Origin of the sequence: Olleya sp. Ti.3.14 (genome assembly GCF_038154885.1) — a bacterium.
GTDB lineage: Bacteria > Bacteroidota > Bacteroidia > Flavobacteriales > Flavobacteriaceae > Olleya.
Map to the genome: position 1 here is coordinate 80,895 of NZ_JBAKAO010000013.1, position 15,477 is coordinate 96,371.

General features: G+C 33.6%; 8 protein-coding genes and 1 pseudogene. 4 read left to right on the forward strand and 5 right to left on the reverse strand.

Going from position 1 to position 15,477, the window contains the following annotated elements:
* The 5 genes from V6251_RS14765 to V6251_RS14785 form a co-directional block, all read right to left on the reverse strand.
* Positions 1-1,977, reverse strand: a complete 1,977-nt coding sequence (locus tag V6251_RS14765) for a heavy metal translocating P-type ATPase (protein WP_341588938.1) — start codon at positions 1,975-1,977, stop codon at positions 1-3.
* Positions 1,978-2,001: 24 nt separating this feature from the next.
* Positions 2,002-3,147: an efflux RND transporter periplasmic adaptor subunit gene (locus V6251_RS14770; protein WP_341588939.1), complete on the reverse strand. Its 1,146-nt coding sequence runs from the start codon at positions 3,145-3,147 to the stop codon at positions 2,002-2,004.
* A 4-nt stretch (positions 3,148-3,151) separates the two neighbouring features.
* Positions 3,152-7,465: a CusA/CzcA family heavy metal efflux RND transporter gene (locus V6251_RS14775; protein WP_341588940.1), complete on the reverse strand. Its 4,314-nt coding sequence runs from the start codon at positions 7,463-7,465 to the stop codon at positions 3,152-3,154.
* 67 nt (positions 7,466-7,532) lie between these two features.
* Positions 7,533-7,859 (reverse strand): hypothetical protein, encoded by a 327-nt coding sequence (locus V6251_RS14780; protein ID WP_341588941.1) that lies wholly within the window; start codon positions 7,857-7,859, stop codon positions 7,533-7,535.
* 122 nt (positions 7,860-7,981) lie between these two features.
* Entirely contained in the window at positions 7,982-11,425 is a 3,444-nt protein-coding gene (locus tag V6251_RS14785; RefSeq protein WP_341588942.1) for a hypothetical protein, read from the reverse strand.
* A gap of 176 nt (positions 11,426-11,601) precedes the next feature.
* Here V6251_RS14785 and V6251_RS14790 point away from each other — a divergent pair, with 176 nt between their 5' ends.
* The 4 genes and pseudogenes from V6251_RS14790 to V6251_RS14805 all read left to right on the forward strand — a co-directional run.
* Entirely contained in the window at positions 11,602-12,363 is a 762-nt protein-coding gene (locus tag V6251_RS14790) for an exodeoxyribonuclease III (RefSeq protein ID WP_341588943.1), read from the forward strand.
* Between the two features lie 15 nt (positions 12,364-12,378).
* Complete coding sequence (locus V6251_RS14795; protein WP_341588944.1) at positions 12,379-13,332, forward strand: OmpA family protein; 954 nt, start codon at positions 12,379-12,381, stop codon at positions 13,330-13,332.
* A gap of 178 nt (positions 13,333-13,510) precedes the next feature.
* On the forward strand, positions 13,511-14,545 hold the full coding sequence (locus V6251_RS14800; RefSeq protein WP_341588945.1) for an aldo/keto reductase: 1,035 nt from the start codon (positions 13,511-13,513) through the stop codon (positions 14,543-14,545).
* 141 nt (positions 14,546-14,686) lie between these two features.
* A pseudogene (locus tag V6251_RS14805) lies at positions 14,687-15,477 on the forward strand (hypothetical protein); the annotation flags it as partial.

Sequence of the window (15,477 nt, forward strand, 5' to 3'; positions counted from 1 at the left end):
TTATAAATGTTCTTTATAACCTAGTAAACGTAAAGCATTCAAAACAACCACTATGGTTGACCCTTCATGAAATAATACAGCTAATCCAATATTAGTTAATCCCAAAATTGTAACAGGAACAAGTATAGCGACAACGCCTAAGCTTATAAAAATATTTTCTTTAATAATGCGTTTAGACGCTCTGCTTAACCCAATAACAAAAGGTAAGTTTTCTATTTTATCAGACATTAAAGCAACGTCTGCAGTTTCTAAAGCGACATCGCTTCCTGCTGCTCCCATGGCAACACTAACTGTACTTAAAGCCATTGCTGGTGCATCATTTACGCCATCTCCAATCATGGCGATTTTCCCGTCTGTTGCTAACAAATCTTTAATAGCTTTGACTTTATCTTCTGGTAATAAATTTCCTTTTGCTTCTGTTAAACCTATTTGTTTTGCAATGGCATCACCGACATTTTGATGATCTCCTGTTAGCATAATCATACGTTTAATACCAATTGCTTTTAGCCTTTTTAATGTGCTTTCTGCTGTTTGTCTTGGCGTATCCATAACACTAATTATACCTATTACTTCATTTTTTAAAGCAACCAACATAACGGTATGACCATCTTGTAAAAGACCATCCATTGTTGTGATTAAAGTGTCTTCAACAGTAATGCTTTCGTCTTGCATTAATTTTAGATTACCAATAAACACTTTAGCGTTGTCATATATAGCAGTAATTCCTTTTCCTTGTATGGCTTCAATGTTTTTAGCAATGCCTTTAAAACGTATGTTATGTAGCTTTTCAATGTCCTTTGCTATTGATTTTGCTAGTGGATGATTGCTTAAACTTTCTACTTCTAAAACAATTTGTAGAAATTCATTTTCATCAAAATTATTTATAGCAATCACATTGGTTAATTTTGGCTTTCCTTCAGTTAACGTTCCTGTTTTATCAAACGCAATTGTGGTAATGCTTCCTAAATCTTCTAACGCTTTTCCGCCTTTAATTAACACCCCTTTTTGTGCTGCTCTTGCAATTCCGCTAAGGACTGCACTTGGTGTAGATATGGCCAAAGCACAAGGACTTGCTGCTACCAAAACGGTTATAGCTCTATATAAACTTTCGTTAAACGTTTCGTCTATAATTAAGTAGGCAAAACAGAGTAAAACAACCACAATTATTACAATTGGGACATACCATTTTTCAAACTTTTTGGTTAAACGTTGTGTTGGTGATTTTTGGGTTTCCACCTCACTCACCATTTTAATTAATCGTGCCACTGTAGAGTCATGACTAAGTTTTAAAACATGCACTTCAATAGTGCTATCTCCATTTATAGTACCTGTAAATGCAATATGTTTTTTATCGATGTGTTTAAACTCTGGTAAATTGTTTAAAGTTGCAATTGCTGTTTTGTCAACAGGCATGCTTTCTCCAGTAATTGGTGCCTGATTAATACTGCTGTTTCCACTAATTATTACGCCATCTGCTGCAATTTTAGTGTTTGGTTTTATTACAATTGTATCTCCAATTTTTAAATCTTCAATTGGGGTTTCAATAAGCTGATTTCCGTTTTTTACTAATGCTGTTTTTGGTGATAAATCACTTAATGCTTCAATAGATTTTTTAGCTTTATTCATCGCGTAATGCTCTAACGCATGACCTAAACTAAATAAAAATAAAAGCAAAGCACCTTCTGCCCAACTACCAATGTATGCAGCTCCAATTGCAGCAGCAATCATTAAAAAATCTATATCAAATTGGCCTTTTGGTATTTTTTTTAACGCTTCAATAAAAATAAAATAACCACCAAAAAAGTATGAAACCATGTAGCTTATTAATGATGCCCAAGCTGGTAAATCGGTTAGTTTTTCAATAGTAAATCCAGCGACCAAAAAAACACCACAAAGTAAGGCAAAATAGAGTTCTGTTTTGTTACCAAAAATTAAATTATGATTGTGGTTATGTGTGTCGTTGTTATGGTTGCTCATGTAATGTATGCTGTATGATTATGGTTAATGACTGTGTCCTCCTTCGCCATTATTTAGTAACATATTTGTGCCTTTAACTACTATTTGTTTATCCTTTAAAGCTGCAGAATTTAAAATTTCGACATAGGCTTCGGTTTGTTTACCAAGCTCTAATTTAAACGTTTCAAAATGAAATTCATCTGTATTTTCTTCGTCTAAAATTAAAACAAAAAACTCATTATCAACTTCAATCAGTGCTTCTTTTGGCAATCCGAACCCTTTTTTACTATCTATAAAAATATCAGCATCTACAAACATACCAACAATAAAGTTTTCCTTGTCGTTATCTACGTGTCCATGTACTTTAACACGTCGTGTTTGCTCATCGATTGTAGTACCAACTAAATGTACTTCTGCTTCAAAGGTTTTATCTGATGCTTCAGGAATGGTAAACTCGATTTTTTGATCTTTTTTAATTTGCATGATGTCCTTTTCAAAGACTAATAGTTCTAAATGAATGTGGTCAATATCCACAATTTCCATGATAACATCGCTTGGCGAAACATAGGTTCCGTTACTAACATTAACCTTTGTAACATGTCCGGAAATTGGTGCATATAAGTTTATAGTTGAAGCAATGCGTCCTTGTTCTACGCTACTCGGATTAAGATTTAACATTTGTAATTTTTTGCGTAATCCGTTATAATGCGCAAGGTTGCTTTTGTAAGCACTTTCGGCTTTTAAATAGTTTTTTTCTGAAGTAATTTTTTCATCAAACAATGTTTTTTGTCTGTTAAATTCAGATTTTAAATAATTTAATTGCTCTGAAACTTCCAAGTAATTTTGCTGAAGCTCTACAAATTCTGGATTTTCTAAGGTGACTAAAAGCTGTCCTTTTTTTACCCTATCTCCAACTAATAATGGTGTTTTTGTAATATAACCACCTGTAAAAGTAGAAACACTAGATTTGTTTTTTGGTGGCACATCTATCATTCCGTTTACTTTTACGGTTTCGTTAAAATCGTATTCGGCTAAGGTGCCAAAAGCCATTTTTTCGCCGTCAAATTGAGCTTTTGTAATTGTAATGTCGTCGTTATGTGATTCCGTTTCAGGAACTAGTTCTGTTGTCTTTTCTGAATTTCCGCAGGCTACTAAAACCAGCGAAAATAATAGGATATATATCTTGTTCATCTCTTTATAGTGTTAAGTGATTGATGGTGATTACGGTTTGATTGTATTGATTTAATTGCTCCAAATAGCTAAGCTGAATATCTTTTGCAGTCTCTAAACTTTGTATGTATTGAAAGAAATCAATTTCACCTTCTTTAAAGGTTCTATTTGCTGTTTTTATAATTTCTTCGGAAAGGGTTTTTCCTTGCGTTTCGTAATAATTAATAGCGTCTTCGTACTGCTGAAGCTTTGCCAATAACGATTGATATTCTGCATTTAATTTAGCCTGATAATCTTGTTTTTGTTCGGCAATAATATCTTGTGTAATTTTTGAAGCTTTAATTTTTGAACGTTGACCACCAAATAAAATAGGAATTTTAAGGCCTAATTGATAGCCTTTAATATTATCGTTTAAAGTACTGTTTGTACCTTGAAAATACTCCGCATTTAAATCTGGAAGCATACTTTGTTTTTCTAATTTAGTTTGTGCTTTTTGATAATTTATAGACGCATCAAAAACCGATAAACCTACATTCTGATTAGGAGATAATTGTGCTACTTCTAGTTTTTGAAGCAAACTGTCTTTAATAGAAATAGAATCTACTTGCACTATTTTTTTGAGTTGTTCTCTATATAAAACAACGTCTTGAAGCGACTGTTTATAGAGTGTTTCCAACTGTTTTTGTTTGGATTGTGCAGTAATCATTTCTAAATAATTAGTTTCGCCTAACTCAAAACGACGCTTTGCTTTTTGAGCAAAATCTTTATACAAGCTGTCTAAATACTTATAATTTTTGGCTTTGTTTTTAGCATAACTTAATTGGTAATAATTAGCGTAAACTTGTTTTTTTATTTGCTGTAATTGCAAACTAAAATTAGCTTCTTGTAAACTAACTTTAGATATGTTTACTCTCTTTTCAGCAAAATAAACTGTTGGAAATTTAAAGTCTTGTGAGATTCCAAAAACTTTAAGAGGTTGATTGTTTATCGCTAAATTACTTTCGTCATAATTATAATAAACACTCGTTTTGTCAAACGTAAAAGCCGAACTAACTAACGCGTTAGATTGGTCAATTTTTAAGTTTTCAGCTTTTAAATATGCATTATTCTCTATTGCCAATTCTAAAGTCTGTTTAATAGTTAAAGGGTTGTTTTGCGCTTGAACACTAAAAGTTAATAGCAAAACAATTATTGAAACTATTGATTTTTTATTCATTTTAAGCGCTTTTTTTTCTTCAAACCAAGCATATAAAACAGGTAATACTACTAAGGTTAGTAAAGTTGCAGTAAACAAACCACCAATAACAACCGTTGCTAAAGGACGTTGTACTTCTGCACCAGCATTTGTAGAAACAGCCATAGGTAAAAACCCTAAAGCTGCAGCTGCTGCAGTAAGTAAAACTGGGCGTAAACGCTCTGTAGTTCCTTTTTTTATACGTTCGTTTATATTGCTGAAACCTTCCGCTTTAAGTTCTTTAAAATGCTCGATTAATACAATTCCGTTTAGTACTGCAATTCCAAATAATGCAATAAAACCAACACCTGCCGAAATACTAAAAGGTAAATCTCGCAACCATAATAATAGGATGCCACCAACTGCAGATAATGGAATTGCAGAATACACAATTAGTGCTTCTTTAACCGAGTTAAATGCAAAATAAAGCAGAATAAATATTAATACTAAAGCTACAGGAACAGCCACTAATAAACGGTCTTTTGCACTTTGAAGGTTCTCAAATTGTCCACCATAAGTAATGTTGTAACCAACAGGTAGTTTTAACTTGCTTTCAATAATTTGTTGCACGTCGTTTACAACAGATTGTAAATCTCGGTTTCTAACGTTAATACCAACTACAATACGACGTTTGGTGTCGTCTCTAGATATTTGTGCTGGACCAGTGGTATAGTTGATTTCTGCTAATTCGCTAAGCGGAATTTTGTTTCCGTTTGGTGTATCGACATAGAGGTTTTGAAGACTTTCCATGTTTTTTCTATTATTTTCTTGAAGTCGAAGCACTAAGTCAAAACGTTTTTCACCTTCAAAAACACTTCCTGCTGTTTTACCAGCAAATCCCATGGAAATAACATCGTTTAAATCGGAAATATTAAGTCCGTAACGCGCAATTTTACTTCTCTTGAATTTTACACTCATTTGTGGTAAGCCTTCTACTTTTTCGACTGAAATATCTGCAGCACCTTCTACATTTTCAATAAGTCTTTTAATTTCATCTGCTTTATTAGCTAAAATGGTTAAATTTTCTCCAAAAATTTTAATAGCAACATCTGCACGAACACCAGTAACTAGCTCGTTAAATCGCATTTCTATAGGTTGGGTAAATTCTACTTCTATTCCAGGAATTACGGTTAAGGCTTCCTTGAACTTATCTGCTAATTCATCTTTACTATGTGCAGATGTCCATTCTTTTTTAGCTTTCAGTTTAATAATCACATCACTTTCTTCCATAGACATTGGGTCTGTTGGGACTTCTGCAGCGCCAATACGTGTAACCACTTGGTCTACTTCTGGAAAATTATCTAAAAGAATTTGTTCAATTCTTGTTGTGATTTCTATCGTTTTTCCAAGTGAAGTTCCTGTTTTTAATACAGGCTGAATAACAAAATCGCCTTCGTCTAAAGTGGGTACAAATTCGCCTCCCATTTTACTAAAAATCCATATACTAGACGCTAGTAAAATTGCAGATAATACAACTACTATCTTTTTGTTAGATAAAGCCCAATTAATAATAGGTTGGTATGCTTTATTAAGGAAGTGCATTAGTCTAACCGAAATGTTTTTTGCAGACTGTTTGCTTGGTTTTAAAAACAACGATGAGACCACAGGAACATAGGTTAAACATAAAATCATGGCGCCTATTAAAGCAAAGCTGAAAGTCATTGCCATAGGTTTAAACATTTTACCTTCAATACCACTTAAAGATAGAATTGGAATAAACACGATTAATATGATTAATTGCCCAAAAATGGCTGAACTCATCATTTTTGAAGCGCTTTTTAGTGTTATTTGGTCAATTTCGGCTTGTTTTTCGTTTCTATTAATTTCGGAAAGATGTGCAGATTTGGACATGATTTGAAACGCAATAAACTCGACAATAATAACAGCACCATCAATAATAATCCCAAAATCGATAGCACCTAAACTCATTAAATTAGCATCGACACCAAATTGACGCATTAAAATTATTGCAAACAATAAACTTAACGGAATAACCGAAGCAACCACTAAACCAGAACGCCAATTACCAAGTAATAAAACCACCACAAAAATGACAATTAATGATCCTAGAATTAAGTTTTCGGCAACTGTAAATGTTGTTTTTGCAATCAATTCACTTCGCTCTAAAAAAACATTAATATAAACGCCTTCTGGTAATGTGCTTTGTATGGATGCGACACGTTCTTTTACAGTGTCAATAACTTCTTTAGAGTTACCATCTTTGAGCATCATGATTTGTCCTAATACTTTTTCGCCTTCACCATTCCCAGTGATTGCTCCAAAACGTGTTGCGCTTCCAAAGTCAACAATAGCAACATCTTTAATGTAAATTGGTGAGCCATCATTTTTAACGACTATGTTTTTAATATCTTCTAATGTGCCTACCAAACCTTCGCCACGAATAAAAAAAGCTTTGTCATTTTTTTCGATATAACCACCACCAGAAACACTGTTGTTTTTTTCTAAAGCATTGTAAATTTCTGCAATAGAAATATTCATTGCAGTTAGTTTGTTTGGGTTAATAGCAACTTCGTATTGCTTTAAAAATCCGCCCCAAGTATTCACTTCAACCACTCCAGGAATTCCTGACAATTGACGCTTTACAATCCAATCTTGGATGGTACGTAAATCAGTTGTGGAATATTTGTTTTTGTAACCAGGTTTTACATCTAAAATGTATTGGTAGATTTCGCCCAAACCAGTAGTTATTGGTCCCATTTCTGGAGAACCAAAACCTTCTGGTATTTTCTCGGAAGCCGATTTTATTTTTTCAGCAATAAGCTGTCTTGGTAAAAAGGTTCCCATGTCATCATTAAAAACGATGGTTACTACGGATAATCCAAATTTTGAGACCGATCGGATCTCTTCAACACCTGGTAAATTAGCCATTTCAAGTTCCACAGGATAGGTTATAAATTGCTCGACATCTTGCGTAGATAAATTACGCGATGTGGTAATAACCTGTACTTGGTTATTGGTAATATCTGGTACTGCACCAATTGGTATTTTGGTTAACGAGAAAATACCGAAGCCTACAATAAAGGCAGTAAAAAGGAAAATTATCAGCTTATTTTTTAAGCTGAATTTTATGATGTTTTCTAACATAATTCATAAAAATTAAGAAATAATAAAATACCTATTTTAAGTAAATAGGATTAAGATCTAAATTGAATTATGAAGCTCTGGGTGGCTGAAAAATAGAAGTTTTAACAGCGTCTGTTACTGTTTCGTTATAGTGAAAGTTAAAAGGGATTTCAATAAATTCTTGGTAGTTAATCGTGAAGTTGTTTGCAATACCTATAAAAGAGGTATTAATATGTGTACACATATGATGGCTATCCTTAAAAGGAAGATCTTCGTGTTCCTTATGCTCGTTATCATGCGTATCTCTAGCGTCTCCATAATGTTCTGCTAAAAACTCAAAAAACGTATCACCATAATTTGCTTTATGGAATTCGGCATGCTCTAGCAACGCACTAAACTTGGAAATATCTTCCAAGTTTATGTTGAAACTCTGCACGAGAATCAAAAGTGAATAGGTGATGGCTAGAATTTTGCTCATAATAACAATCAAATTTACAAAATTAGATGTGTCTTATGGTAACAAAAGTTACAAATGTCTTAAAAATAAGCTTTTAGTTGTACGTTTCCTGTATGTATGGTCTTGCTGGTTTCAGTCTTACGTCCAAAATACGTTAGGTTTAAATCTAAAAATTTGGTTAGTTTTTTTTGTGCTAATAAGGTCCAAGTAAAGTTTTTTCCGGGTTGTAAACCTTCAAGCATTTGGAAAGCGACAGGACTGTTAGCGTTACCTTCAAAGGTGTTGTTAAAAACATTAAATTCGCCAGAAATGGCACCAACTTGAGCATTTCCTTTTGGAGAATATGCAAAAGAAAGACCATATTTTTGCTGTTTTAAGGTTTCTAAATTATTAATAGTATTGTCTTTGTTTGTAAATTGATAAAACACATCAAATTGCACATTGTCGTTTAATAAATAGGATAACTTAGGGTTGAGTTTATTGGTGTCAATATCAAAGTTTTTACTGCTGAAATTTTCGCTGTTGCTAAATTGTTGTTCCAATGCTGAAGTCACAGTTACTAACCAACTGTTTTTAATTTTATGTATAAAATTTAACTGATGACTTTTAAGATTATTCTCTATAAATCCGAAGCTTAATGTGTTTTCGCTACTATTCCATAAATAGGTGTAAGACGTGGTGTAACGTTGTTTTCCACGATTAAAAAATAAGACATTTCTAAAATTAAGTGTTAAGCCTAGTTGGTTGTCTTCGCCTTGCTTAAATGGATTTAAGTCAAAATCAGCATCGTCGCGTATAATTTTTCGATCAATTAAATAACTACTTTGATTATAAAATTTAGAGAATATGTTTTTGGTTTTACTCTCTGCGTTTACCCAATCAATAGGGTTTAGGGTAAGGGTTTGACTTAACCTATTTTGATGTGTTTTAATAAAAACTTGATTAGGTAAAAGGACTCTAATATATTCACCTTGATCTTGGAATTGCGCTATTTCAAACTCTTCAAGTTCTTGGATTCCGTTTTCATTATAATCTATCCATGTATACGCACCTTGACCAGGTTCGACTTGCACATAAGTAAAATCTTGTTGAGGTAAGGTTCCGGAATTAGTTTCAAAAGCAGTGTTCCAAATAATACCATTTTTAAAAAAACGCTGATTAAATAATAGGCGAGAGTTTAATGAGTTTTCGTTTGGTTGCTCTTGGTCTTCATTTTTTAAAGTTCTGTAATTAACATATAATGACAGATTTGTTTTTTCGTTTTTAAGTAATCTAGTGTCTAAATAATATGTGTTTGAGCTGTTTACACGATCTAGTTTACCGTTACGTAAACTGTCATTTACACGATGTTTATAGCCAACTTCTGCGTAGACATTTGTACTATCACCAATACCTGTAAAAGCTTCGTAAGCAGTAAAACGTTGTGTTAAGCTGGTAAATTGTTGTGTTTGGTTAACACGTTCTTTGTTTTCTTCTGCAGAAAAACCTGTTCCAATCCATTGTTTTTTTAGGTTGTATATGGCTTTATTATAGGTTCTGAAAAACTTAGAGGAGTTTGTTGTTCCATTTGCTTTTAATATACTAGATGCAGTGTTTAATCGTATATTGCCAATGTTTAAATTGGCGTTAAGATTATGTTTGTTTCCATTAAAATTTTCGGAATAATTTAAATGTTGAAAATTATAATTGATTTGACCTTTTTTATAGTGATAACTTTGTAATCCTGCAGTTATTAATGCTTGGTTATCAAGGTTGACATTTAGTAGGTTTGAATTGTCTTGGCTCAAATTCCAATCACGATTAAACTCTGGAGCATACAGACGTTGTATAGTTTTAAAATCTTGTTGAATATAATCTGCATCAAAAACTGCATTTACATTCCATAAGCTATCATTTTTTATTACGTTTTGCTCTACTGTTAATTTGGTGGCTAAGCCATTATTGTTGGCATCGTCTAGACTAGAAAATAGGTTTAGATCGTTTTTACTGGCAGCAACTTCAAAACCAACTTTTGTCTTTTTAGTAGGTTGATAAACTCCGTTTACGGTTGCTATTTGCAATAATGTTGGCGCTACTAATTGTACAATTGGTGCGTAATTACCTTGTTTTACGCCTACAATAGGTGGCGTAAATTGATAAATGTTATTTATAGCATTGCTAGAAGATAAAATATAATCACCTTGATTGTCTCCAACTAATGTAAAAGTAACACCAAATAAGGTGTCGTCTGGATTGTTGGAAAACACATAAATAGTGTCACCATTAAAATCTTCTTTTTTATATAAAATCCTATTCTCGTTGTAGGTTTCTGGTACTTCAGACAAGGCAACCATTTGTTGTGAGTCGTCTCCTGCGCTACTTAAAATTGCCACTTGTTCTTGCGATAGGTTTTGTTGTAAAGGATTGTTTTTTGAGTCATTTTCAGAATACACTGAAACGCCTAATTTTAGTTTTTCGCTTTCATGATTTCCACCACCATAAGCTACAATTCTAGAGTAATTTCTTTCAGAGTATTGAAAATCTATGCTAATTCTCATCTCGGAAGTCATTGGGTAAGTGGCATTAAAAATAATTTCGCCTGCGTTATAATCTATAATATAATCTTCGTTTTCGCCACGCTTTAATGCTACACCATTTACATAAACGGTTTCGCTACCAGAGACAATTAGTACAAATAATTCTCCGTTTGGACCTTGCAGTTTGTAAGGACCTTGGTTACCTTCTTGAGCAGTAAATTGATAATTAGTAAATTGACCACGCACTAAAGCGCCAGATGCAAATACGTTAGTCTGTTGGTCGTCGTCTCCAAATTTAGCTTTGACTTGTAATCCTTGTACACGCTTTGTAAAGGATGCAAAGTAGGATTGGTCATTAATTAAATCTATATCTCCAGCACGAATAGCCCAATTGTCAGAAAATAATTCTAAAAACACTTGGTCAAACTCATCTAAACGTTGCGAGTAACCGGTTTCTTGTAAAGGTATATTGGCGTCTTGTATGCTGGCGCGAAGCGAGACGTTATCGTTTAGTTTTCCTGTAATTTGTAAATCAAGCTCACTGTTTAAAACTGAGTTTTGATTATTACCAATAGTTACACCACGACTAATACTTCCAGAGGTTGTTAAGCCATCAAACGGTTTGTAGCTGCTGTTAGTGTTAGGTTGTGTTAGTTGGACTAGTTTATTAATATTGTCTGTGTTTTCTACAATAACACTTTTGTCAAACTGTTTGTAGGTTTTGGTTAAAAATTCGGGATAACTTTGATAATTGATTATTATGGAATCTGTGGTAACAGGTTTTAAAAATGTAAGTGTTGATTTTCCAAAGTCTACTTTATAATAACTTGTGTCTATAACAGCACCTGCTTTGGTTTCAATTTTAAAACCAATGTTATTAATACTTACACTGTCAATTTGGATGTTTTTACTAGTAGCAAAAACTTTTCGGTTTAACCCATTAGTTTGTTCTTGCGCAAACGCAAAAATTCCGAAGAAAATAAAAAAACAAGTAATGGTTAATTTCATCTATATCTATAACACCAATATAACTAGATTATTTTGTTAATATTTTTTCAGTAAAAATGGCGTAATTCATCTTGTAAAAGTAAAGCATTATTTAATTTAGCAGAAACAAATATTTTTAGTGCAAAACTAGCTGAATAAAAAGCTAGTAAATAAACAAAAACATCAAACTAATACACATGAAAATTATCTCATATAACGTTAACGGAATTAGGGCAGCAATTAATAAAGGATTTATAGAATGGTTACAAAGTGCCAATCCTGATGTGATTTGTTTACAAGAGATAAAAGCAATGGAAGAACAGTTGGATTTAGATTTGTTCAAAGACGCTGGTTACCATTATAACTATTGGTTTAGCGCTCAAAAAAAAGGCTATAGTGGTGTTGCTGTGTTGTGTAAAACAAAACCTAATCATGTCGAGTATGGAACAGGAATAGAGTCTATGGATTTTGAAGGACGTAACCTTCGTGTAGATTATGACAATGTTTCAATTATGAGTATGTATTTACCTTCTGGTACCAATGCTGCAAGATTAGAGCATAAGTTTGACTACATGGATTTAATCCAAAAGTATTTAAACAAATTAACCGATACGTTACCCAATTTAGTAGTTTGTGGAGACTACAATATATGTCATGAAGAAATTGATATCCACAACCCTAAAATGAAAGGTGTTTCTGGTTTTTTACCGGAAGAGCGTGAGTGGTTAGGCGATTTTATAGAGTCAGGTTTTATAGATTCGTTTAGGCATTTAAACCCTGAGCGTCAAGAGTATTCTTGGTGGAGCTATCGTGCAAATGCAAGAGCTAATAACAAAGGTTGGCGTTTAGATTATGCAATGGTTAGCCAACCATTACAACAAAAAATAAAAAGAGCAGTTATATTACCAGAAGCTAAACATAGTGACCATTGTCCTATTTTAGTCGAAATTGAATCATAATCCCAAATAATAACAATGAAAAACAGAATTTCAGTAATCCTATTAGTGCTTTTAGCAACCAGTTGCGTATCTCCAAAAGTGTATAAGGAGTTAGAAGGTAAATATGCAACCTTAAAAAAAGAAAACAGAAACCTAAAAGATGAAAACAATGACTTGTTAAAAGCTAAAAATAAAGCTAGTAATGATTTAGCACAACTACAAGCAAAATATGACGATGCAGTTAAACGTCGTGACCAACTAGAAACAGATTATGCAGTAGCACAAAATAAATATGATGCCCTAAAAGCTTCTTACGACGCGTTAGATGCTAATAGCAGTTCTGCAATCGCTGCAAACACACAAAAAAACAGAGAGTTATTAGCGCAACTAGAAACTAAAGAGCAGGCATTAGCTGCAGAAAACGCAAGACTAGCACAACTTAAAAAAGAGTTAGAAGCACGCTCGCAACGTGTAGCAGATCTAGAAAGCATTATCGCATCCAAGGAAGCAGAAATGACAGCTCTTAAAAATGCAATATCAAGTGCCTTAACAGACTTTGAAGGTAAAGGACTAACTGTAGAGCAACGCAACGGTAAAGTCTACGTCTCAATGGAAAACAAATTACTTTTTGAGTCAGGTAGTTGGGCAGTAGGTACACAAGGACGTAAGGCAGTACAACAATTAGGAACCGTATTAGGTGACAACCCAGAAATATCTGTACTTATAGAAGGTCATACAGATAATGCACCATATCCACCAAAAGGAAACATTAGCAACAACTGGGACTTGTCAACAAAACGCGCCACAGCAATTGTAACCATTCTACAAGAAAATACAAATATTAAAGCGGATAACTTAACAGCTGCAGGTCGTGGCGAGTTTGCTCCAATTGCACCAAATACAACAGCAGAAGGTAAAGCTAAAAACCGTCGTATCGAGGTTATTTTAACACCAAAATTAGACAAGATTACCAACCTGTTAAATAATTAATTTAAGCGCGTTACCACAAGGGTCAGGCTATCCGTTATATCTTTTTTTGCCATATATGGCAGCAAAAAAGGATGCCACTTCTATCCTTAACGCAAACCTTAACAAACATTTGACCTTTAATTACTAACAATAATTAAAGGTCTTTTTATATTTGTTTAAAAGCTAAACAATCAAATCGATGAAATACACAACACTTCCAAATACAAACATAAAAGTCAGTAAAATATGTTTAGGCACAATGACTTTTGGAAATCAAAATACCGAAGCCGAAGGTCATGCACAATTAGATTATGCAGTGGAGCAAGGTGTTAATTTTATTGATACAGCAGAGCTGTATCCTGTTCCAGCAACAGCCGAAACATCAGGTAGAACAAGTAAGATTATTGGGACATGGCTTAAAAATAAAAAAAGAGAAGATATAGTTGTTGCCTCAAAAATAGCTGGTACAGGAGATTATACAGCACATATACGTACAACAGGTTTTACAGCAGAATCAATTAAAGAGGCTGTAGATTTAGAGTTAAAAAGATTACAAACAGACTATATAGATCTGTATCAATTACATTGGCCAGAACGTCAAACCAATACCTTTGGAGTTAGAGACTACAAGCATAACCCAAACGATCCTTGGATAGATAATTTTAAAGAAGTTCTTGAAGCTTTAAACCAAGTGAAAAAAGAAGGAAAAATTAGAGAGATTGGATTGTCCAATGAAAAAGCTTGGGGAACTATGCGTTATCTCGAGGAAGCTAAAACTAATAACTTACCAAGACCAGTAACCATCCAAAATGCTTACTCGCTTTTAAACCGTGTTTTCGAAGGAGATATGGCTGAGGTATCTTTAAGAGAAAATATTGGTTTATTAGTGTATTCTCCTATGGCATTTGGAGTGTTGTCAGGAAAATATGTAAAAGGGATTGCTGGAGATAATTCTAGATTAAAATTGTTTCCAAGATTTGCAAGATATAGTAGTGAGCAATCTACGCTAGCAACAAAAAAATATTTAGAATTAGCCGAGCAAAACAATCTGTCATTGGCCCAAATGTCGTTAGCATTTGTAAATCGTCGACCTTTTGTAACTAGTAATATTATAGGTGCTTCAAGCTTAATTCAGTTAAAAGAAAATATTAATTCTATAAATTTAACATTAAATGAAGAATTAATGGAACAGATAGAAAATATTCATGCCATAATTCCAAACCCTGCACCTTAGTTGTTGTAGGCATTTACTGCTTATTTTAACACGCTTTATCGATGAAATTAGCAGTTAATCTATAATAGCATTTTTAACAGTTTTTCACGTTGTTTTTTTTTTAGTTTAGGTGATTAAATTAACTAACGATTTCTCAAACTAATGAAAAAAACTACGTTCATTTTAGCTTTGCTACTATTATTTATAGGATGGCAAGCTAATTCACAAATTACAACTTACCCTTATTCAGAAGATTTTGAAGCAGGTGATGGTGGTTGGGTTGCCGATAATACCAATGATGGTACTTGGGCACTTGGTCTACCAGCTGCAGTAGTAATAAATAGTGCAGCTTCAGGTGCTAACTCCTGGGTAACTAACTTAACAGGCAACTACAACGCTAATGATGATTCGTTTGTTACAAGCCCAGTGTTTGACTTGTCTTCTTTAACTGCACCAACAGTATCATTTAATATATGGTACGAGTCTGAATTTAGTTGGGATGGTGCTGTATTCCAAAGTTCAATAGATGGAGGGACATCTTGGCAGAATGTAGGCGCTTTAGGAGACCCAAACTGGTATAATGATGGAACTATTACCGGTAATCCAGGAGGACAGCAAGTTGGATGGACTGGACGTAATGGTTCAGGTTCAAATGGATGGATTAATGTTAATCATGCATTAGATGGATTAGTTGGTCAGACAAATGTAATCTTTAGATTTGCTTTTGCTTCTGATGGATCAGGTCAGGATGACGGTTTTGCTTTTGACGATGTTTCAATATTTAACACGGATTGTCCAAATCCATCTGCTATTACAGCAGCAGGTATAACATCAACATCTGTAGATTTATCTTGGACCTTAGGAGGGACAGAAGCTGCTTGGGAAGTAGTTGTTCAACCAGCTGGAACAGGAGCTCCAACTGGAGCAGGTTCTCCAGCAACAGATAATACATT

Coding starts and splice junctions, on each gene's coding strand:
- V6251_RS14765 (WP_341588938.1), bottom strand. CDS start 1,977: ATGAGCAACCATAACAACGACACACATAACCACAATCATAATTTAATT.
- V6251_RS14770 (WP_341588939.1), bottom strand. CDS start 3,147: ATGAACAAGATATATATCCTATTATTTTCGCTGGTTTTAGTAGCCTGC.
- V6251_RS14775 (WP_341588940.1), bottom strand. CDS start 7,465: ATGTTAGAAAACATCATAAAATTCAGCTTAAAAAATAAGCTGATAATT.
- V6251_RS14785 (WP_341588942.1), bottom strand. CDS start 11,425: ATGAAATTAACCATTACTTGTTTTTTTATTTTCTTCGGAATTTTTGCG.
- V6251_RS14790 (WP_341588943.1), top strand. CDS start 11,602: ATGAAAATTATCTCATATAACGTTAACGGAATTAGGGCAGCAATTAAT.
- V6251_RS14795 (WP_341588944.1), top strand. CDS start 12,379: ATGAAAAACAGAATTTCAGTAATCCTATTAGTGCTTTTAGCAACCAGT.
- V6251_RS14800 (WP_341588945.1), top strand. CDS start 13,511: ATGAAATACACAACACTTCCAAATACAAACATAAAAGTCAGTAAAATA.